20 protein-coding genes are annotated in these 19,983 nt (G+C 34.0%); 19 read left to right on the forward strand and 1 reads right to left on the reverse strand.

The features are described from left to right. The first annotated feature begins 2 nt into the window (after positions 1–2). The 3 genes from J2X17_RS02465 to J2X17_RS02475 all read left to right on the forward strand — a co-directional run bounded on the left by J2X17_RS02465 (position 3) and on the right by J2X17_RS02475 (position 2,936). Positions 3–1,268 carry an ABC transporter permease gene (locus J2X17_RS02465; RefSeq protein WP_310294344.1) on the forward strand — a complete coding sequence of 422 codons (1,266 nt, stop codon included), beginning with the start codon at positions 3–5 and terminating at the stop codon, positions 1,266–1,268. Further along, positions 1,243–1,692 carry an acyl-CoA thioesterase gene (locus J2X17_RS02470; protein WP_310294345.1) on the forward strand — a complete coding sequence of 150 codons (450 nt, stop codon included), beginning with the start codon at positions 1,243–1,245 and terminating at the stop codon, positions 1,690–1,692. The genes J2X17_RS02465 and J2X17_RS02470 overlap by 26 nt, the downstream gene beginning before the upstream one ends. Before the next feature lie 104 nt (positions 1,693–1,796). Next, on the forward strand, positions 1,797–2,936 hold the full coding sequence (locus tag J2X17_RS02475; RefSeq protein WP_310294346.1) for a beta-ketoacyl-[acyl-carrier-protein] synthase family protein: 1,140 nt from the start codon (positions 1,797–1,799) through the stop codon (positions 2,934–2,936). Positions 2,937–2,945: 9 nt separating this feature from the next. Here J2X17_RS02475 and J2X17_RS02480 read toward each other — a convergent pair whose 3' ends face one another. After that, positions 2,946–3,134, reverse strand: coding sequence for a hypothetical protein (locus J2X17_RS02480; RefSeq protein ID WP_310294347.1), 189 nt, complete (start codon positions 3,132–3,134; stop codon positions 2,946–2,948). Positions 3,135–3,207: 73 nt separating this feature from the next. Between J2X17_RS02480 and J2X17_RS02485 the strand changes: the two genes are divergently transcribed. The 16 genes from J2X17_RS02485 to J2X17_RS02560 all read left to right on the forward strand — a co-directional run bounded on the left by J2X17_RS02485 (position 3,208) and on the right by J2X17_RS02560 (position 19,981). Then, positions 3,208–3,900, forward strand: a complete 693-nt coding sequence (locus J2X17_RS02485; RefSeq protein ID WP_310294349.1) for a hypothetical protein — start codon at positions 3,208–3,210, stop codon at positions 3,898–3,900. 24 nt (positions 3,901–3,924) lie between these two features. Continuing rightward, positions 3,925–4,554, forward strand: coding sequence for a 3-oxoacyl-ACP synthase (locus J2X17_RS02490; RefSeq protein ID WP_310294350.1), 630 nt, complete (start codon positions 3,925–3,927; stop codon positions 4,552–4,554). Further along, positions 4,542–4,799, forward strand: a complete 258-nt coding sequence (locus J2X17_RS02495) for a phosphopantetheine-binding protein (protein ID WP_026727250.1) — start codon at positions 4,542–4,544, stop codon at positions 4,797–4,799. The genes J2X17_RS02490 and J2X17_RS02495 overlap by 13 nt, the downstream gene beginning before the upstream one ends. A 152-nt stretch (positions 4,800–4,951) precedes the next feature. Beyond that, positions 4,952–6,148: a beta-ketoacyl-[acyl-carrier-protein] synthase family protein gene (locus J2X17_RS02500; protein ID WP_310294357.1), complete on the forward strand. Its 1,197-nt coding sequence runs from the start codon at positions 4,952–4,954 to the stop codon at positions 6,146–6,148. A gap of 284 nt (positions 6,149–6,432) precedes the next feature. After that, on the forward strand, positions 6,433–7,494 hold the full coding sequence (locus J2X17_RS02505; RefSeq protein ID WP_310294360.1) for a beta-ketoacyl synthase N-terminal-like domain-containing protein: 1,062 nt from the start codon (positions 6,433–6,435) through the stop codon (positions 7,492–7,494). 68 nt (positions 7,495–7,562) lie between these two features. Then, a complete protein-coding gene (locus tag J2X17_RS02510) occupies positions 7,563–8,267 on the forward strand; it encodes a polysaccharide deacetylase family protein (protein ID WP_310294362.1) in 705 nt (234 codons plus the stop codon). A 115-nt stretch (positions 8,268–8,382) separates the two neighbouring features. Beyond that, entirely contained in the window at positions 8,383–9,009 is a 627-nt protein-coding gene (lolA2, locus tag J2X17_RS02515; protein WP_310294364.1) for a flexirubin biosynthesis/transport protein LolA2, read from the forward strand. Then, positions 8,975–9,610: a flexirubin biosynthesis protein LolB2 gene (gene lolB2 / locus J2X17_RS02520; RefSeq protein ID WP_310294367.1), complete on the forward strand. Its 636-nt coding sequence runs from the start codon at positions 8,975–8,977 to the stop codon at positions 9,608–9,610. Before lolA2 ends, lolB2 begins: the two co-directional genes overlap by 35 nt. Positions 9,611–9,648: 38 nt before the next feature. Beyond that, a complete protein-coding gene (locus J2X17_RS02525) occupies positions 9,649–10,257 on the forward strand; it encodes a porin family protein (protein ID WP_310294368.1) in 609 nt (202 codons plus the stop codon). A gap of 5 nt (positions 10,258–10,262) precedes the next feature. After that, entirely contained in the window at positions 10,263–10,877 is a 615-nt protein-coding gene (locus J2X17_RS02530; protein WP_310294369.1) for an outer membrane beta-barrel protein, read from the forward strand. 4 nt (positions 10,878–10,881) lie between these two features. After that, positions 10,882–11,259: an ApeI family dehydratase gene (locus J2X17_RS02535; protein WP_310294371.1), complete on the forward strand. Its 378-nt coding sequence runs from the start codon at positions 10,882–10,884 to the stop codon at positions 11,257–11,259. Then, entirely contained in the window at positions 11,256–11,741 is a 486-nt protein-coding gene (locus J2X17_RS02540) for a hypothetical protein (RefSeq protein ID WP_310294373.1), read from the forward strand. The genes J2X17_RS02535 and J2X17_RS02540 overlap by 4 nt, the downstream gene beginning before the upstream one ends. An 18-nt stretch (positions 11,742–11,759) precedes the next feature. After that, the gene (locus J2X17_RS02545; protein WP_310294375.1) at positions 11,760–12,938 is read left to right on the forward strand and encodes a DUF2062 domain-containing protein; all 1,179 of its coding nucleotides are present in this window, start codon (positions 11,760–11,762) and stop codon (positions 12,936–12,938) included. Between the two features lie 177 nt (positions 12,939–13,115). Beyond that, positions 13,116–16,796 (forward strand): 1-acyl-sn-glycerol-3-phosphate acyltransferase, encoded by a 3,681-nt coding sequence (locus J2X17_RS02550; RefSeq protein WP_310294377.1) that lies wholly within the window; start codon positions 13,116–13,118, stop codon positions 16,794–16,796. A 1-nt stretch (position 16,797) separates the two neighbouring features. Next, positions 16,798–18,315: a phytoene desaturase family protein gene (locus tag J2X17_RS02555; RefSeq protein ID WP_310294379.1), complete on the forward strand. Its 1,518-nt coding sequence runs from the start codon at positions 16,798–16,800 to the stop codon at positions 18,313–18,315. A 7-nt stretch (positions 18,316–18,322) separates the two neighbouring features. Next, positions 18,323–19,981, forward strand: a complete 1,659-nt coding sequence (locus J2X17_RS02560) for a C45 family autoproteolytic acyltransferase/hydrolase (protein ID WP_310294381.1) — start codon at positions 18,323–18,325, stop codon at positions 19,979–19,981. Positions 19,982–19,983 lie beyond the last annotated feature (2 nt).

Consider the following 19,983-nt stretch of genomic DNA (forward strand, 5'->3'; position numbering starts at 1 on the left):
GGATGTCGATAGTAAAAGAATTTTTACTACTTAAACGTGATTTAGGCGGTTTGATCATTCTGTTCATCATGCCTCTGATCCTTGTAATCACCGTTACTATCATTCAGGATAGTACCTTTAAAACCGTAAGCGACAATAAAATTCAGATTTTATTGGTGGATAACGACAAAGGTTCAGTTTCAAAAACGGTTTTTGATAATCTGCAAAAAAATGATGCATTCGATGTTGTAACACAAATCGACAATCAACCCATTACGGAAGAAGTTGCCAAAGAAAATGTTTACAAAGGAAAATTTAAATTAGCGATTGTAATTCCGAAATATTTAAGTGTTGATTTACAGGCCAAAATTGATCAGAATGTACAAAACATTGTGAGTAAAATGGGTTTTACCGATTCTGTTGCCAAACCGGAAACTTCAAAAATAATTCAGCAAAAAGAAGTCAAATTGTATTTTGATCCGGCCGTTCAAATGAGTTTCAAAACTTCGGTAATGAACGCTATCGACAAAATGATTTCTCAAATTGAAACCAAGTCCATTTACACGACTTTCCAAAATCAATTAGGAGAAGAAAATACCCAATTTGAACAAAAGAGTTTCATCACTTTCAAGGAGATTATTCCGAGAATAAACAACAAAGAAGTATTACCGAATTCGGTTCAGCACAACGTTCCGGCCTGGACACTTTTTGCGATATTTTTTATTGTGATTCCGTTGTCTATCAATATTGTAAAAGAAAAATCACAGGGAACATTTGTACGTTTATTGACCAATCCAACTTCGAATTTAATTATCATCATCGGAAAAACCATTACGTATTTACTGATTTGTATGATTCAGTTTTATATGATGGTGGCGGTGGCGATTTTCCTTTTTCCGCATATTGGCTTGCCATCCTTAAATGTTGAAGGGCATTTGTTTTTAATGAGTGTTGTGGCTTTATTTTCAGGTTTTGGTGCCATTGGTTTCGGAATATTATTGGGAACTATTGCGAGTACTCAGGAACAATCAGCTCCGTTTGGCGCAACGAGTGTAATCATTTTAGCCGCCGTTGGTGGTGTTTGGGTTCCCGTTTTTGCGATGCCAAAAATTATGCAGATTATCGCCAAATCATCACCTATGAATTGGGGATTGGAAGCTTTTTATGATGTGTTATTGCGCAACGGATCATTCGTCGAAATCATCCCAAAAATAAGTTTGCTATTTTTGTTCTTTATAATCACAACTTCCATTGCCTTATTTTATGACAAAAAGAAAAGAACAGTATAACGAAGCCACTTCCCTAACCGTTTCGCACGAAATCAGAATTCGTTTTAACGAAACTGATCCGCTTGGAATCGTTTGGCACGGCAATTATATTACCTATTTTGAAGATGGAAGAGAAGCCTTTGGACGCGAACACGGACTTACCTATTTAGATATTGCTGCAACAGGTTATACAACACCAATTGTAAAATCAAAATGCGAGCACAAATTGTCTTTGCGTTACGGCGATGTTGTAACGATTGAAACAACCGTTGTCGATACACCGGCCGCAAAAATGATTTACCGTTTTAAAATCATAGATGAAAAAGGCGAAGTGGCCTGCACCGGAGAAACTGTTCAGGTATTTTTAGATAAAGAAGGAAACTTAATGCTAACCAATCCTCCTTTTTATGAGGAATGGAAACGTAAAGTGGGATTGTTGTTGTAAACACGAATTACACCAATTTACACAAATTAAAAAAATCCGCGTTAATCTGCTTTAATCTATTTAAATCTGCGTGCAATAAAATCATGCAGAAATAAAATCACAAAATGACAAGAGAAGTATATATAAATGAAACCAATTGTATCACGCCTTTAGGTTTTGATGTTGACTCCAACATCGAAGCGATTTTGCGTGGCGATTCCGGAATTCAGTTGCATCAGGATATTTCCTTGATGCCGAATCCGTTTTATGCTTCTGTAATTGCTGATGAAAAATTAAACAGTGCTTTTGAAAAAATCAGCACTGACACCAAATATTCCCGTCTAGAGAAAATGATGATTTTGGCTTTAGAGCCGATGATCAAAAATTCCGGAGTTGAATTAAATTCGAAAACCGCTTTTATACTTTCAACTACAAAAGGAAATGTTACCGCTTTAAAAGAGAATTCTGAAGCCAGTTTTCAAAACGCACATTTAGATGTTTTGGCTCAAAATATTGTCAATTTCTTCGAATTTCAAACAACACCAATCGTAGTTTCGAATGCTTGTGTTTCTGGAATTTTAGCGATTTCAGTTGCTAAAAGAATGATTCAGTCGGAGCTTTACGATAACATTTTCGTCGTTGCCGGCGACGAAGTTTCAGAATTTGTTTTGTCTGGTTTTAATGCTTTTCAGGCGATGAGCGATTTGCCTTGTAAACCCTATTCTAAAAACAGAACCGGCGTAAGTTTGGGCGAAGCAACAGCAGCAGTTTTAGTTTCGGCGGAAGCCAGAAATGCTAAAATAAAAGTTATTGGCGACAGTTCGATAAACGATGCCAATCATATTTCGGGTCCTTCAAGAACAGGCGAAGGTTTGTTCCGAAGTATTCAGAATGCGATGAAAGAAGCGAAAATCAATTCCAATCAAATCGATTATATTTCAGCGCACGGAACCGCAACTCCGTTCAATGACGAAATGGAAGCGATTGCCTTAAATCGTTTAGATTTACAAAACGTTCCTGTCAATAGTTTGAAAGGATTTTATGGTCATACTTTAGGGGCTTCAGGATTATTAGAAACGGTAATTGCGATTGAATCAGCCAATCAAAATACACTTTTTGAATCGAAAGGTTTTGATGAAATCGGCGTAAGCGAAAAGATTAATGTTATAGAGAAAAATGAAGACGCAAATATTGGAATATTTTTGAAGACGGCTTCTGGGTTTGGGGGTTGTAATACGGCTGTGATTTTTGAGAAGATGAAATAAAATTGAAAATTATTCTTCTATGAAAAATTCTTTTCCTTCTATTTCTTTTTCTTCTAAAATAGTCTCGACAATTTTAATAATTTTTATTTTTGAAACCTGTTGATCTTCTAAAGACATTGTAGAAAATACTGTATTGACAAGAATTCTTGACAAAAAGTTCTTGTCTTTTAATTGCGGATATTTTTCATAGAATTTCATGAGATATCAAATCTATAAAATTTAATTCTAACTTGTAAGGAAAATTTACAAGTTCAATTTTTATATTTAAAAAATGAGTTTTTCTAATACGAAAGAAATAGATATTTTAATAGATGGACACTTTAGTGAATTTACATCAGCTAAAGCTGTTTTAGATCTAATGACTAAATGTCAAAATTTAATCTTTGAAAAAAAACAACTAAAACCATTTGAAAGCAAAATATCTCAACTAAAACTTCTTTGTTTTCTATCTGCATCATTTAATGATCTTTTGTGTACTCTTAAAGGGTTTTATAATTCAAGCACTGAATGGGAAAAAATTCATTTTTCGAAAACTGGTTATCTTCTTATTTATGAAATAATTAAAAATTATGAAACCAATAAAAGACCATTATTCGATAGTGTAAAAAATGACATGCCTTCTTTACTTCCTATCTTTAACAAAAGTGCTGAACTACTTAAAGATTTCAAAAAAGAATTTAACTACGAAGGTAAAATAAAAAATATAAGACATAAATCTTCCGGTCATATTGATAAAGATTTTTTGGAATATTACAATGCTATTTCTTTAATAAGCTCCGAAGAATGTAAATTAGCAATTGATAAATGCTTAAACTTTCTCAAATTATTAATGATGATTTTACATGATTTGGCTTTGGTAACAACAGAAGAAGAAGTTATCAATCCCAATAATCCGAATTTAGAATATTGGGAAATGGTAAGAGAAGAAATGATAAAAGATCCTCTCCTTAGTAAGTATGTATAAATTTATTCCGTATTGAATGAAAAAATGATTAAAAAAACACACATACAATCCTACATCACCATCCAAAACAACGAAATTGTTTTGAACGGAACTTCTGTATTCAAAATAGAACCGACCAATTTTGCTGATTTCTCCAAACAAGCGTATCGCAATTTTGACATTCAATATCCGAAATTTTTTAAAATGGATGCTTTGAGCAAATTGGCTTTTTTAGGTGCCGAATTGCTTTTGAGTCCGATTACTTCTTCTGAGGAAGAAAATAATATTGCTTTGGTTTTGGCCAATAAATCATCGAGTTTAGATACCGATGTAAAATATCAGGAATCCATTTCAGACAAAGAAAACTATTATCCGAGTCCGGCAGTTTTTGTTTATACGCTGCCAAATATTTGTCTGGGCGAAATAAGTATCCGACATCAGTTGAAAAGCGAGAATTCTTTCTTTATATTTGATGTTTTCAACACCGAATTTATGTCGAATTATTCGAATATTCTACTAAATTCAGATAAAGCAGATGTTGTGCTTTGCGGTTGGGTAGAATTTTTTAATGACAATTACAAAGCGTTTATTTGCACGATAAGCAAGGAAGAAAACACAAAATATACGAACGAGACTATCAATACATTATATAATAACTCATCATGGAAGCATTAAAAGAAGAATTAAAAAATAAAATTATAACGACTTTAAACTTAGAAGATATCGCAATCGAAGACATTGCTGATAACGATCCTTTGTTTGGAGACGGTTTAGGTTTAGACTCGATTGATGCACTTGAATTAATCGTGATTTTAGATAAAGATTACGGAATTAAACTGGTTGATCCGAAAGAAGGAAAATCAATTTTCCAGTCGATTGAAACTATGGCCGCTTATATTAGCGCGAACAGAACAAAATAGACTTGCTTAGACTTGCTTAGACTTACTTAGATTTGTAGACTACTTAGACAATGCTTTCCAAAAATCTAAGAAGTCTAATGTCTAAAATTCTAAGCAAGTCTAAAAGGAAAAATCTAAGAAGTCTAATATCTAATAATCTAAGCAAGTCTAAAATGAAAGGTGTCGCAATAACCGGAATGGGAATTATCTCTTCGATTGGAAATTCAGTCGAAGAAAATTATATTTCGTTGATCGAAAATAAAATTGGTATTTCCAAAATCCAAAATATTCCGACTGTTCATGCTGATGTGATTAAAGTTGGCGAGATCAAAAAAACCAACGAAGAATTGGTTGCCGAATTACAGCTTTCTGAAAATAACAATTTTTCGAGAACGGCTATGATCGGAACTTTGGCAGCTAAACAAGCGGTTGAAAATGCCGGAATTACCTCGATAAACGAATTTAGAACCGGATTGATTTCGGCTACAAGCGTTGGCGGTATGGACATGACTGAAAAACATTATTACGATTATTTCGAAAATCCTGATCTTGTAAAATACATTGCGTGTCATGACGGCGGCGACGTTGCTGAAAAAATCGCTTCAGAATTAGGTTTAAAAGGAATGGTAACTACAATCAGTACAGCCTGTTCATCGGCAGCGAATGCGATTATGCTGGGTGCGAGATTGATTAAAACCGGAAAATTAGATCGCGTTATTGTGGGTGGAACTGATGCTTTGGCAAAATTTACCATCAACGGATTTAAGACTTTGATGATTTTATCTGACGATTACAACAAACCTTTTGACAATACCCGAAAAGGATTAAACTTAGGCGAAGCGGCTGCTTTTTTAGTTTTAGAATCAGATGAAATGGTTCAGAAATATGACAAAAAAGTGCTGGCAAGAGTTTCAGGTTACGGAAATGCAAACGACGCTTTTCACCAAACTGCTTCTTCAGAAAATGGCGATGGCGCTTATTTGGCGATGAAAAAAGCTTTTGAAGTTTCGGGCTTAAAACCGTGTGAAATTGACTATATCAACGTTCACGGAACAGCCACTCCCAATAATGATCTATCTGAAGGAAGAGCTCTACTCCGAATTTATGAAGATGGAAATGTGCCAGATTTTAGTTCGACCAAACCTTTTACAGGTCACACTTTAGCGGCAGCAGCAGCAATTGAAGCCGTTTACAGCGTTTTGGCGATTCAGAATAGTGTGGTTTATCCAAATTTGAATTACGAAATCCCGATGGAAGAATTTGAATTGAAACCTCAAACTTCCCTAAAAATGAAAAATATCGAACACGTTTTATCAAACTCTTTTGGTTTTGGAGGAAATTGTTCAACCCTTATATTCTCTAAAAGCTAATGAAATCGTCATGATTCCAATAAAAACTAAACTATTTAAGACGTAAAGTCGATGGTACAGTCGGAGGACTTAAAGTCTGCAATACTAAGTAAAAAAGCTTAATTTTAACCACAAATTACACAGATTTACACAAATTAATTGGCGAAAATTTGTGTAATTTGTGGTTAAAAAATTTTTAGAAGCTGAAAACAAAATCCGCTAAAGTACATAGTTTAAACTATTTTCGAACCAATAATAAGAATGACGATACCACATTCCTTTAAAAAAACAAATATAATCTTCGTATGAAAAAAACATATATAAATGGAGTAGGCTGTATTTCGACTCAAAAAACATTTGATACTGTTTTTTTAGAAGAAGCTGTTTACAATCAAAATGAAACAATACTTTCAATCATTCCTCCGGTTTACAAAGATTATATTTCTCCTGCTGCGATTCGCCGAATGGCAAAAGGAGTAAAAAACGGAATCGTAGCTTCCGCTTTGGCTTTAAAAGATGCGAATCTCGAAAATGTAGATGCAATCATTACCGGAACTAGTTTAGGATGTATTGAAGATTCTGAAAAATTCCTAAAAAACATTCTCGATAATAATGAAGAATTTTTAACGCCAACATCCTTTATTCAATCAACACACAATACGGTAGGCGCCCAAATTGCTTTATCACTGCAATGCAAAGGTTATAATTTCACGTATGTAAATGGAGCTGTTTCTTTTGAGTCGGCACTTTTAGATGCTAAAATGCAGATCGAAGAAAACGAAGCCAATTCGATTTTAGTTGGCGGCGTTGATGAAACCGGCGAATATACCATGTCGCTTTTTAAATTAGAAGGCCGTATCAAAAAAGAAAATGACGAGCCTTTTGATCTTTTAAATTCAACTTCAACAGGTGTTGTTTATGGCGAAGGTGCTGGATTTTTCGTTTTAGAAAATGAAAAAAAAGACAACACTTACGCTGAAATTCTTGATGTTGAAATTATTAATTCATTAGAAGAAAACGAAATTCAAACTTCAACAATCAATTTTCTAAAAACAAATAATTTACAGATTTCAGATCTTGATGCCGTAGTATTAGGTTTCGGAGGAAACACAAAATCTGATGTTTATTTCAAAAATCTGGCGGAAAATGCTTTCGCAGAAACACCTCAATTCTACTACAAACATTTGAGCGGAGAATACGATACAGCTTCGGCTTTTGCTTTGTGGATGGCGTCAAAAATTATCAAAACTCAGGAAATTCCTGAAATTATAAAAGTAAATTCGGTTACAAAACCATCTTATAATACCATTTTATTATACAATCAGGTAAATGGAAAAAATCATAGTTTTACGTTACTTTCAAAATGATAACGCATAAAAACATATCTCAGGTTTTTATTTTTTTATTGCTTTTATTGTTTCTTCTGAATCTTTATATGGCAATAAATTTTTGGTGGTTTGTTTTGATTGTTTTGATTTGGATGGGAATAAATGCTTTCGGTTCTGCCCGAATTTCTTCCAATTATCATGTAAAAGCTTTCTGCAATAATCCGGTAGAAACTGAAAAAAAAATTGCCTTAACTTTTGATGACGGCCCGAGCATTTTTACTTTAGAAGTTTTAGAACTTCTGAAAAAATACAACGCAAAAGCGACTTTCTTCTGCATCGGAAAAAATATCGAAACACATCCCGAAATTCTAAAACAAGTTATTGCTGAAGGTCATTTGGTTGGGAATCATTCCTACAGCCATTCAAAGTTTTTCGATTTTTATCATGAAGACAAAATAACGGATGAACTTCGAAAAACAGATGAACTTCTTGAAAAATTTACTTCAAAAAAAATAAACTTCTTTCGTCCACCTTATGGAGTTACGACGCCTTCAATTCGCAGGGCTTTAAAAATTACCGGACATAAAGTAATTGGTTGGAATATCCGTTCGCTTGACGGAGGAACAAAAGACCAAAATTTAATTTTCAATCGCATAATAAAACGGGTTTCTCCCGGCGGAATTGTACTTTTGCACGACACAGGATCACACTCTGTTTCAGTATTGGAACAGTTTTTGCAATTTTTACAGCAAAACAATTACAAAGTGATTTCTCTGGAAGAACTTTTGAATCTTAAAGCTTATGAAAATTGAACGCGGATGAAACGGATTAGCTAATGCGAAAACGCGGATAAAAACGGATTTTTCTAATCATTTTAATCTGTGGAATCTGTGGCAAAAAAATTTCAAAGCATAATCTTAACAAAATATGAAAACTAAAATAGCACTACTAATTCTATTTATTTCTGCCAATTTGTTCGCACAAGAACAAAAAATGACGGATGCCGAAATTGCCACTTTCAAACAGGACGTAAATGTTGTCTCTAAAAAAATCAAAACTTTAAGTACTGATTTCGTTCAATATAAACATATGGATTTCTTATCCAAAGACATTGAAACATCCGGGAAAATGATTTTTAAAGAACCGAATCTTTTGCAATGGCAATACAAAAAACCATACAATTACAGCATCGTTTTTAAAAACGGAAAAATCCTGATTAACGACGAAGGAAAGAAAAGCGCGGTTGATATTGGCAACAGCAAAATCTTTGGACGCATCAATAAATTAATTGTGGGGAGTGTGAGCGGCAATATGTTTGACGACAAAGAGTTTGCCATTTCGTACTTCAAATCAAAAGGACAGAATATCGCCAAATTTGTTCCGAAAGATGCTACACTGAAAAAATACATCAAACAAATCGAATTAACTTTCGACAAGGAAGAAGCAACAGTCGTTCAGGTAAAACTCCTGGAATCATCTGAAGATTATACCCGAATTGTACTTAAAAATAAAGTAATCAATGCAAAAATCGACGATTCAGTTTTTACTAATTAATTGCATTTTAGCAATGGTTTTGGTTTCCTGTGGTTCGGTGACCAAAAATTATACGCCCAAAAAATTAGACAAAACCGTTATAGAAGTTCCTTATTTTAAAGATTCCAAAACCGACTATGTTTATAAAACCAACATTAAAGTTTATGGTCACGAAATGTCCGGAATTTTTATCGCCAAGAAAATAAATGACACCACACACCGCGTAGTTTTCACAACTGAATTTGGTAACAAATTGTTAGATTTTGAGATTTCTGAAACCACGTTCAAAGTCAATTCTATTGTTTCGGAACTGGATAAAAAAATCCTGATCAATACTTTAAAAGAAGATTTTCGACTGCTTCTTAAAAAAGATTATTTGATTCAGGAGCAATTCGAAAACGAATCGGATAACATTTATAAATCGGCAGACGGGAATCGTGACAACTATCTTTTCATCTCCAAAAAAGATCAGAAATTAGAAAAGGTTGTTCATTCTTCTAAGACAAAAGAAAAAATAACACTTACATTTGATTCGGAAAACAATATTTTTGCTGAGAAAATTCAGATTAATCATCAAAATATCAAACTGAATATTGCGTTAAATTATTTTAAATCAGAATAGAAAACTTAAACTTAGCATAAAATTAAATCAAACTAAAAATGAGAAAATTAACCTTAATTGCATTTGTTTTATTTATCGGACTTGCAACGACACAAGCACAAGTATCAGTCAGTCCCGGAATTCGCGGCGGTTTAAATCTTACGAGCTTAACCAATATTGACAATAACAGCATGAAAAGTGATTATTATGTGGGTGGTTTAGTGGAGATCAAATTCAACAAATTTTTTACACTTCAGCCAGAAATAACATATTCAAGACAAGGTGCTAACGGACGTGAATATTTTAACCAGTCAAACACTTTTCAGGATACAAAATATGAATTGAATTACGTAACGTTTGGTGCTGTTGGAAAATTTTATTTTCACGGAAGTGGCTTCCATGTATTGGCTGGCCCATCTTTGGATATAAAAACAGACGATAATTTTGGGCAATTTGGTTACGACCCGATTGGTACAGATTTGGCTTTTGTTGGCGGACTTGGTTATACTTTACCAATCGGATTAACGTTTGAAGCCAGATTTAAACAAGGATTAATTGATATTTACGGTTATGACGGACTTGACTCCGGCGACTATAATTATTATAACGATATTATTTTAAATCAAGTGTTGCAGTTTGGTATCAGTTATACTTTTAAAGTAAAATAAATATTTTGAAGTACAGAAAATTGCTAATCGTTGCAATCGCTTTTTTGGGATTTCAACAAACTTGGTCGCAAGTATCATTTAACCCGGGTTTAAGGGGAGGTTTTTCATTTTCGACTATTTCAGAAACACGTTCCAGCTATAAAACTGATTTTTATGTTGGGGGATTTGGAGAAATAAACATTACAAAAAAATATGCCCTCCAACCTGAAATAACATATAGCAGACAAGGATCTAATAATGTTGGATATTATGTGAGTGATAACAATCAAAACAAAATAGTAAAATTTCGTGATTTGCAATTGGGTTATTTATCCTTTACACTACTTAATAAGTTGACATTTGGACCTGGAATTCAAATTCAATTTGGGCCGGCGATAGATGTTCTTGTAAATGATAATTTAGACAAAGTAGAAACATATAATGATTTGGCGCTTATAAGTGGTATTGCCTATCGGTTGTCTTCGGGGGTTACTATTGAAGCCAGATTAAAAAAAGGTGTACTTGATGTATTTGATAGCTCCTATTATAATGACCGAAATGATTATTATTTATTTGGAAGTTATAATACGAATGTCAATTTTCAAGTAGGTCTTTCTTATGCCTTTGGAGAAAAAAAATAGAAAAATGGTTTTAAAAGATTTTTACAAAGTTCTTTCAGAAGAAAAAACAGGTGATTCTAAATATACGATTACGATTTTGATCAATGAAAAACATGAAGTTTTCAAAGGTCATTTTCCGGGCAACCCGATTATGCCGGGCGTGTGTATGATTCAGATTATTAAAGAACTGACCGAAGCGATTACTAAAAGTACTTTAATGATTCAGACGCTTGCCAATGTAAAATTTATGGCGCTGATTAATCCGGAAGCAACTCCGGAACTGCGCTTAGAACTTGACGTTACAACAACTGATGAAGGTTTGGTAAAAGTAAAAAACACCACTTACTTTAACGATACCGTTGCCCTGAAATTGAATAATGTTTATAAAAAAATTGACCTATGAAACTGCTGTTAACATTATTATTGTGGATTAATTTTTCTGGCACTCCAGACTTGGCTACCATCAGAAAAATGTATACTGACGTTACAAAATCGGAAAGCAATGCCAAAGAATTTTCCCAAAAATTGGCAGATGTTTCTAATTCTGACGATAAAGTTTTAGTGGCCTACAAAGCAGCTTCAATACTACTAGATTCGAAGTTTCTGAAAAAATTACAGGACAAGATTGACCGTTTTAAAGAAGGCGCAAAATTGCTTGAATCAACCATAAAAAGCGAACCTAATAATATCGAAATCAGAATGATCCGACTGAGTATTCAGGAAAATGTTCCGGGAATTACGGGTTATAAAAAGAATATAAAAGAAGACAAAAAATATCTTACTGATCATTATGCAGAGCAAAATAATGCTCTGAAAGACTACTTAAAAGACTTTATTTTACAATCTAAAAGTTTCTCCGACAAAGAGAAACAATTCGTGAAGTAAGCGAAAGCCAGACTCCCAATGAAACCAGAAATACCACAGCACGATCTTCTAAATTCCACTTCTTTTTGTGTTATTGTACCCACGTACAACAATCACAAAACGCTGAAAAAAGTGCTGGATTCTGTTCTGGAATTCACTTCAAATGTGATTGTAGTTAATGACGGTTCAACGGATGAAACTTTCGAAATTCTAAAATCATATTCTGAGCTTACTCAAATTCATCATCCAAGAAATATTGGAAAAGGCCGCGCACTCAGGAACGGATTTCGCAAAGCCATCGAAATGAAATTCGAATATGCAATTACAATCGATTCGGACGGACAGCATTTCGCTACTGACATTCCGAAATTTATTGCCGAGATTCAAAACGAGCCGAATTCTTTGTTGATTGGAAGCCGAAATATGACACAGGAAAATGTGCCAAAGAAAAGCAGTTTTGGGAATAAATTCTCAAATTTTTGGTTCAAATTCGAAACAGGAATTAAACTTGACGACACACAATCTGGTTTTCGCCTGTATCCTTTGAATTTAATTCCGAAGCAATTTTACACCAACAAATTTGAGTTTGAAATTGAAGTTATTGTTAGATCTGCATGGAAAGGAATTACGGTAAAAAATATTCCGATTCAGATTTTGTACGATCCTGCAGAACGCGTTTCGCACTTTCGTCCTTTTAAAGATTTCACCCGAATCAGTATTTTAAATACGGTTTTGGTCACTAATGCTTTGTTGTACATCAAACCCAGGGATTTTTTCAGAAGAGCAAAAAAAAAAGGATTAAAAAAGTTTTTCCTAGAAGATATTTTAGAAAGCAAAGATTCTAATTTCAAAAAATCAGCTGCCATTGCGCTAGGCGTTTTCATTGGAATTTCTCCATTTTGGGGATTTCAAACTATTTTGCTTTTTACTTTTGCCGCTTTGTTCAGGCTCAATAAAGTCATTGCTTATCTCGCTTCAAATGTGACTTTTCCACCTTTTATTCCGTTTGTCATCTACGTTTCTTTGAAAGTGGGAAGCTATTTTGTGTCTAATGATGTTCCTTTAGTTTTAAACAGTTCGATTACACTTGATGATATTCAAAAAAATGCTACGCAATATATCGTCGGAAGTCTTATTTTAGCATCCGCTTCGGCACTGTTTTTTGGTCTGTTGAGTTATGTGCTTTTGACCGCTTTTAATAAAAAACATTCTGAATAAATATCTGACACCGATTACAGGATTAAAATGAATTTTTTTCGCCACGACCCGAGCGATAGCGAACTGGAGAAGCAATTCACGAATTATTATAAGCTAATTCGTGAATTCGTGGCAAACTGACAAAGTTTTTAAATCAATTTAATCCTGTAATCTGTGGCAAAAAACAATAACTAAATCATGCATCACTATTTCTACGCCATTCATTTATTTGTAAACCGACGAAAATCTTTATCGGTATTATTGGCTATTCTGATGCTTTTTGTGTTTGGATTTTTCGCTTCTCAAATTAAATTTGAAGAAGATATTACCAAATTAATTCCGACAAATGACAAAGCTGATGTCACAGCAAAAGTTTTAAAACAATTAAATTTTGCCGATAAAATTACCGTGATTTTCAAACTCGAAAAAAACGGTTCTGATGAAGATTTAAAAGAAATGGCAACTGCGTTTTCAGACAGCGTTGCCAAATCCTGTAAACCTTACGTTACTGGAATTCAGGGAAAAATTGACGAAGAAAATATTCAGGAAACCATTGATTTTGTTTACAATAATCTGCCTCTTTTTCTGGAAAATAAAGATTATGAAACGATCCAAACAAAACTGCAAAAAGACAGCATCGCGTCGACAGTTCAGGGAAATTACAAATCGATTATTTCGCCATCCGGATTTATTACCAAAGATTTCATACTTCAGGATCCGCTTGGAATTTCGTTTATCGCTTTAAAAAAATTGCAGCAATTAAATATTGGCGACGATTTTACGCTCGACAATGGCTTTGTCATGACGAAAGATAAAAAGAAATTATTGCTTTTTATAACATCCAATCTGCCTTCAAGCGAAACCGAAAAAAACACCATTTTTGCGGCAAAACTCAAATCGATTCAGGAAAATCTAAATCAGAAATTCAAAAGCAAAACTTCGATCAGTTATTTCGGCTCGGCTTTGATTGCCGTTGCCAATGCTAATCAGATTAAAAGCGATATTGTTTTAACAACAACAATCGCGATGATTACGCTAATGCTGATTTTGATTTTGTTTTACCGAAAAGTATTGATTCCGGTGATTATTTTTCTTCCAACAGTTTTTGGCGCTTTGTTTGCCGTGGCGTTTTTATATTTTGTAAAAGAACAAATCTCAGCCATTTCACTCGGAATTGGTTCTATTTTACTCGGAATTACAATTGATTATTCCATTCATATTCTCACGCATTACAAACACAACTCTGATGTAAAAACGTTATACAAAGACATTACGATGCCCGTAATCATGAGCAGTTCGACTACGGCTGTTGCCTTTTTATGTTTGCTTTTTGTAAAATCTGATGCGTTGAATGACTTGGGAATTTTCGCCGCCGTTATCGTAATGGCTTCAGCATTTTTTTCGCTTTTAATTGTGCCGCATTTGTACAAACCGAAGGAAAACAATTTTGAGCACAAGAAAAATGTGATCGATAAATTGGCTCATTTCTCGTTTCATAACAATAAAATTCTAATTGGTTTTTGCGTTTTAATTACCATCATTTGCTGTTTCACTTATAATAATGTTGGCTTCAATAATGATTTGTCACAGTTGAATTTTGTTCCGAAGGAAATTAAAGCCGCTGAAAAAGAACTTGAAGAAAGCTCGAGTTTAACTTCAAAGACCATTTATGTTGCTTCGTACGGAAATAGTATGGAAGAAGTTTTGCAAAACAACAGCCAGCTTTTCTCCGATTTATCGAAGGAAAAACAACAGCAAAAAATATTAAATTTTAGTTCGGTTGGAGGAATTATGCTTTCGCAGAAAGAGCAACAACAAAAGATTGAAAAATGGAATTCATTTTGGGATGCCAATAAAAAACAGCTTCTACAATCTGAATTAATTGCTGAAGGTTCAAAATTCGGTTTTAAGCCAACCACATATTCCGCATTTTTTGATCATTTGAATTTTAATTTCAAACCTATTTCAGCCCAGGAATATTTAAAAATTCAGGCGTTGCAACTGAAAGAATTTGTAACCGAGAAAAATGGTTTTTATACCATTTCTACTTTGGTAAAAGTAACTCCGGAACAACGCGATTCTTTTGTGAAATCGGCTTCAGCCAAAAATAATTTAATCGCAATTGATCGCCAGCAAATGAATGAAACGTTTTTCAGCACTTTGAAAACCGATTTTAATTCGCTTGTCAATTATTCATTTATAGCTGTCATTTTAATTCTCTTTTTCTTTTTCAGAAGAGTCGAATTGGTTATTGTAAGTTGTATTCCAATTGCCTTAACCGGAATCGTAACCGCAGGAATTATGGGGCTATTTGGTATTCAAATGAATATTTTCAGTATGATTGTGTGCACTTTGATTTTTGGTCACGGTGTCGATTTTAGTATTTTCATGACGAGTGCACTTCAAAAAGAATATTCGACCGGAAAGAATGAAATCGCAATTTACAGGACTTCGATTATTCTTGCAGTTATTACGACGATTCTAGGAATTGGCGCCATGATTTTTGCACAACATCCGGCTTTGAAATCGATTTCTTCCGTTTCATTGATAGGAGTTTTTGCCGCGCTGATTATAACGTTTATCTTCTACCCGATTCTTTTCAAATTGTTTTTATCGAATCGTCCTAAAAAAGGAAATGCACCTTTTGAGCTTCGAACGTTTTTTCATGGTGTGGTGTCGTTTTTCTATTACGGACTTGGTGGAGTTTTAATGTCGCTTTTCATCTTAATCATCATGCCGATTATTCCGATAAAAGCTGAAAAGAAAATGAAAGGTTTTCGATATGTGATTTCAAAATTCATGAAATCCGTATTGTATTCGAATCCGTTTATTCATAAAAAAGTCGTTAATAATTTTAATGAGAATTTCGAAAAACCAGCCATAATTATCGCCAACCATTCATCTTTTACAGACATTTTGGCGATGGGAATGCTGAGTCCAAAAATTATTTTTTTAGTGAATGATTGGGTTTACAACTCTCCTATTTTTGGTGCAACCGTTAGAAAAGCAGGTTTTTATCCAGTTTCAGAAGGTATCGAAAGCGGCGTTGAACATTTGCGGCAAAAAGTAAAAGAAGGCTACTCGCTAATGATTTTTCCGGAAGGAACGCGTTCCGAAAGCAATCAGGTGAGACGCTTTCATAAAGGTGCTTTTTATCTTGCCGAAGAATTTAATTTAGACATACTTCCGGTTTTGATTCATGGTGCATCAGAAGCCATTCCGAAAGGCGATTTTGTCATTCATCACAGTCATCTTACAGTTTCAATTTTAAAAAGAATTTTGCCTGAAGATCTTTCTTTTGGAAAAAATTATAGTGAAAGAACGAAATTGATAAGTACTTTTTTCAAAGCTGAATTTAGAAAAATCCGTCAGCAATTAGAAGGGCCCGATTACTTCAAACCGATGCTGATTCATAGTTACGATTATAAAGAAATCGAAATCATCAATAGTGTCAAAAGCGATATAAAAAATCATTTAGAAACCTACTTTCATCTCAACAAATATCTTTCGGCGAAAGCCAAAATTTTACATTTAGCCAATAATTACGGGCAATTAGATGTTCTGTTGACTTTGCAGGAACCACAGCGAAAAATACAATCGTACATTTTTGATGAAGAAAAACGAGACGTTGCCAAAACCAATTATCTTGCTAAAAAGAGAAAAATCGCTTATATCGAAAATCTAGAAAGTATTTCAGCAAATCAATATGACGCTGTTTTAATTTCGAGTGAAATTTATCAGGAAGAAATTGAAAAAATTATTGCCGTTACTTCCATTGTAATTTTAGTTGATTGTTCGCATTTAAAAAACACTTTGATTAACTTTGGCTTTGAGCCTGTTTTAGATGAAAACGGCTTAATTGTATTTAAGAAAAATTAAAATGAAGGAGCATTACGATGTAGTAATTGTCGGCAGTGGTTTGGGCGGATTGGTTTCGGCTATTATTCTGGCTAAAGAAGGCTACAGCGTTTGTGTGCTCGAAAAAAACAATCAATACGGCGGAAATCTACAGACTTTTGTTCGCGATAAAACCATTTTTGACACCGGAATTCATTACATCGGAGGTTTAGGCGAAGGCGAAAACCTGTATCAATATTTCAAATATTTAGGAATTATCGAGCAATTGAATCTCAAACAATTGGACGAAAATGGTTTTGATATTATTTCATTTGAAGATGATAAAACCGAATATCCGCATGCACAGGGTTATGAAAATTTTGTTCATCAACTCGAAAAATATTTTCCTGAAGAAAAAACAAATATTCAAAATTACTGCGAAAAATTAAAATCAATCTGCGACTCTTTTCCACTCTATAATTTAGAATGGGAAGGAAAATACGATAACGAAATTTTGACGCTCAACGCCAAAGAAACCATTGATGCCTTTACTCAAAATGACAAGCTAAAAGCCGTTTTGGCCGGCTCTAATTTTTTGTATGCAGGAATTCCTGACAAGTCACCGTTTTACGTTCATGCGCTTATTGTGAATTCTTATATCCAGAGTTCGTGGCGTTGCATTAATGGCGGAAGTCAGATTACGAAACAACTTTTGAAACAGCTTAAAAAACACGGCGGTGAATTTTATAAACATAAAGAAGTTACCCGTTTTGATGTTGAAAATCATAAAGTCAATTCGGTTCAGATGAAAGACGGATCTCAAGTTTCCGGAACGTATTTTATTTCGAACATTGAACCTAAAACTACTTTGAAAATGGCGGGTGAAGAAAACTTCAGAAAACCATTTTACAGCCGAATTCAAAGTCTGGAAGGTGTACTCTCCGCTTTTAGTTTGTACATTGTTTTTAAACCGGAAACTTTCAAATATATCAATCATAATTATTATCATTTTAAAAATAGTTCCGAGGTTTGGTCGGCACATGAATACGATGAAAGTTCCTGGCCAAAAATGTATATGGCTTCTATGAATGCTTCTAAAAAAGAGGAGATTTGGGCTGATGGAATGACTTTTATTACCTACATGAAATTCGACGATGTTTTGCCCTGGACGGAAACTTTTAATACAACCGTTCAAAAAAATGATCGCGGAGAAAGGTACGAGGAATTTAAATCTCGAAAATCTTCTAAATTTTTAGACGAAATTGAAATAAAATTTCCGGGCATTAAAGATTGTATTCAATCCATACATACTTCAACACCACTCTCTTATCGGGATTATATTGGCGGTGATAACGGTAATATGTATGGTTATGTTAAAGATTCAAACAACCCGCTGAAAACTTTAATTCCGTCCAAAACCAAATTAGAAAATCTATATCTTACAGGTCAAAGCATCAACATGCATGGAGTTTTAGGCGTTACGATTGGAGCCGTGGTAACTTGCTCAGAAATTGTTGGAAAAGAATATCTAATTACAAAAATCAATAAGGCATCTGAATAAATGGATTATGAAAAACCGAATTACATACCTTCTTTTCATCGGTTTTTTAGGAATTCTGTTTTCCTGTGGTACATCAAAACAAAAAAATCATCAGCCCGATATTTCCAGTTATAATGCGACACGACCTGTTGTGACAAAACTTTCAGACAGTGTTTTTATCTCTGGAAATAATTCGCTTTTAAAAAACAAACAGGGTCTTTGGGAATTATATGCGGAAGGCGATCCATTAGAAATTGGCCTTAATACCGGCGCTTTATCCGACTCCCTTTTAGAACGTCAACAGCAAATATTTTTCTCGAAAATTAAGGATTTGGTGCCATCAAAATTTGAGCAAAAAATACTTCGTCAATTTCTAAAATGGTACAATCGAAAATTATATTCGAATGTTGCTGCAGAATATCAAACGGAAATTTTTGGTATTTCGCAATATGCTTCACATGATTTTGATAACATTGCACCACAATATCAGCGCAGTTTATATTTGCATGCGGCGCATGATATTGGGCACGCCTTGCAGGATCTGGCTTTGGTTGGATGTTCGTCTTTTGCGGTCTGGGGAGAAAAATCTGAAGACGGAAATCTAATTCTGGGGCGCAATTTTGACTTTTATGTGAATGACGCTTTCGCGGAAAACAAAATAGTTGCCTTTATAAATCCGAAAGAAGGTCATCCGTTTATGACGATTACCTGGCCCGGAATGATTGGTGCCGTTTCCGGAATGAATTTAGAAGGTTTGACGGTAACAATTAATGCTAGTAAATCGAAAATTCCCATGAGCGCCAAAACCCCGATTTCGATTTTGACCAGAGAAATTTTACAGCACGCTTCAACTATTGACGAAGCCATCGCTATTGCAAAAAAAAGAAAAGTTTTTGTTTCTGAATCCATAATGGTGGGAAGCGCTCTGGATAATAAAGCCATTTTAATTGAGGTTTCTCCCGAAAAAATGGGCGTTTACGATCCAAACAGTAATCAATTAATTTGTTCGAATCATTTTCAAAGTGATGCTTTAAAAGATAATGAGCGTAATTTATCGCAAATTGCCAACAGCCATTCTAAATATCGATTTGAAAGAATGCAGGAACTTCTTTCTGAAAACAAAAAAATAAATCCAAAAATTGCTTCGGAAATTCTTCGTAATAAGGAAGGGCTGCAAAATATTTCCCTCGGTTTTGGCAACGAAAAAGCGCTCAATCAATTGCTGGCACATCATGGAATTATCTTTAAACCGAAAGAAAAATTAGTGTGGGTTTCGGCCAATCCGTATCAAATGGGCGAATTTGTCTGTTACAATTTAGATTCTATTTTTAAGGAAAGAAAATCTGATTTTGTAGTTTCATTTGAAGAAGAAAATTTAAATATTGCCAAAGATCCTTTTTTAGAAACTCCCGCTTTTAAAAACTATCAGAAATTTAAAATTGAAGACGACAAAATGGATTTGTACCTGAAAAACAAAGAGACCGTTTCTTTTGAATTTATTCAGCACTATCAATCTTTAAATCCTGATTATTGGGTTGTATATTATAAAGCAGGGTTGTACTTTTATCAAAAAAAATACTTTCAGCTGGCTCAATCGAACTTCGAAAAAGCATTAACGAAAGAAATTACAACTGTTCCTGAAAAAGAAACAATTGAAAAATATTTAAAAAAACTCAGAAGAAAATGAAC

It is taken from the genome of Flavobacterium aquidurense (genome assembly GCF_031458035.1).
Classification (GTDB): Bacteria; Bacteroidota; Bacteroidia; order Flavobacteriales; family Flavobacteriaceae; genus Flavobacterium; species Flavobacterium aquidurense_C.

Excerpts from the sequence above, each read along its gene's own strand:
- J2X17_RS02555 (WP_310294379.1), top strand. The coding sequence starts at position 16,798 with ATGAAGGAGCATTACGATGTAGTAATTGTCGGCAGTGGTTTGGGCGGA.
- J2X17_RS02490 (WP_310294350.1), top strand. The coding sequence starts at position 3,925 with ATGATTAAAAAAACACACATACAATCCTACATCACCATCCAAAACAAC.
- J2X17_RS02465 (WP_310294344.1), top strand. The coding sequence starts at position 3 with ATGTCGATAGTAAAAGAATTTTTACTACTTAAACGTGATTTAGGCGGT.
- J2X17_RS02535 (WP_310294371.1), top strand. The coding sequence starts at position 10,882 with ATGGTTTTAAAAGATTTTTACAAAGTTCTTTCAGAAGAAAAAACAGGT.
- lolB2 (WP_310294367.1), top strand. The coding sequence starts at position 8,975 with ATGCAAAAATCGACGATTCAGTTTTTACTAATTAATTGCATTTTAGCA.
- J2X17_RS02525 (WP_310294368.1), top strand. The coding sequence starts at position 9,649 with ATGAGAAAATTAACCTTAATTGCATTTGTTTTATTTATCGGACTTGCA.
- J2X17_RS02475 (WP_310294346.1), top strand. The coding sequence starts at position 1,797 with ATGACAAGAGAAGTATATATAAATGAAACCAATTGTATCACGCCTTTA.
- J2X17_RS02470 (WP_310294345.1), top strand. The coding sequence starts at position 1,243 with ATGACAAAAAGAAAAGAACAGTATAACGAAGCCACTTCCCTAACCGTT.
- J2X17_RS02485 (WP_310294349.1), top strand. The coding sequence starts at position 3,208 with ATGAGTTTTTCTAATACGAAAGAAATAGATATTTTAATAGATGGACAC.
- J2X17_RS02500 (WP_310294357.1), top strand. The coding sequence starts at position 4,952 with ATGAAAGGTGTCGCAATAACCGGAATGGGAATTATCTCTTCGATTGGA.
- J2X17_RS02510 (WP_310294362.1), top strand. The coding sequence starts at position 7,563 with ATGGCAATAAATTTTTGGTGGTTTGTTTTGATTGTTTTGATTTGGATG.
- lolA2 (WP_310294364.1), top strand. The coding sequence starts at position 8,383 with ATGAAAACTAAAATAGCACTACTAATTCTATTTATTTCTGCCAATTTG.
- J2X17_RS02550 (WP_310294377.1), top strand. The coding sequence starts at position 13,116 with ATGCATCACTATTTCTACGCCATTCATTTATTTGTAAACCGACGAAAA.
- J2X17_RS02540 (WP_310294373.1), top strand. The coding sequence starts at position 11,256 with ATGAAACTGCTGTTAACATTATTATTGTGGATTAATTTTTCTGGCACT.
- J2X17_RS02560 (WP_310294381.1), top strand. The coding sequence starts at position 18,323 with ATGAAAAACCGAATTACATACCTTCTTTTCATCGGTTTTTTAGGAATT.
- J2X17_RS02545 (WP_310294375.1), top strand. The coding sequence starts at position 11,760 with ATGAAACCAGAAATACCACAGCACGATCTTCTAAATTCCACTTCTTTT.
- J2X17_RS02495 (WP_026727250.1), top strand. The coding sequence starts at position 4,542 with ATGGAAGCATTAAAAGAAGAATTAAAAAATAAAATTATAACGACTTTA.
- J2X17_RS02505 (WP_310294360.1), top strand. The coding sequence starts at position 6,433 with ATGAAAAAAACATATATAAATGGAGTAGGCTGTATTTCGACTCAAAAA.
- J2X17_RS02480 (WP_310294347.1), bottom strand. The coding sequence starts at position 3,134 with ATGAAATTCTATGAAAAATATCCGCAATTAAAAGACAAGAACTTTTTG.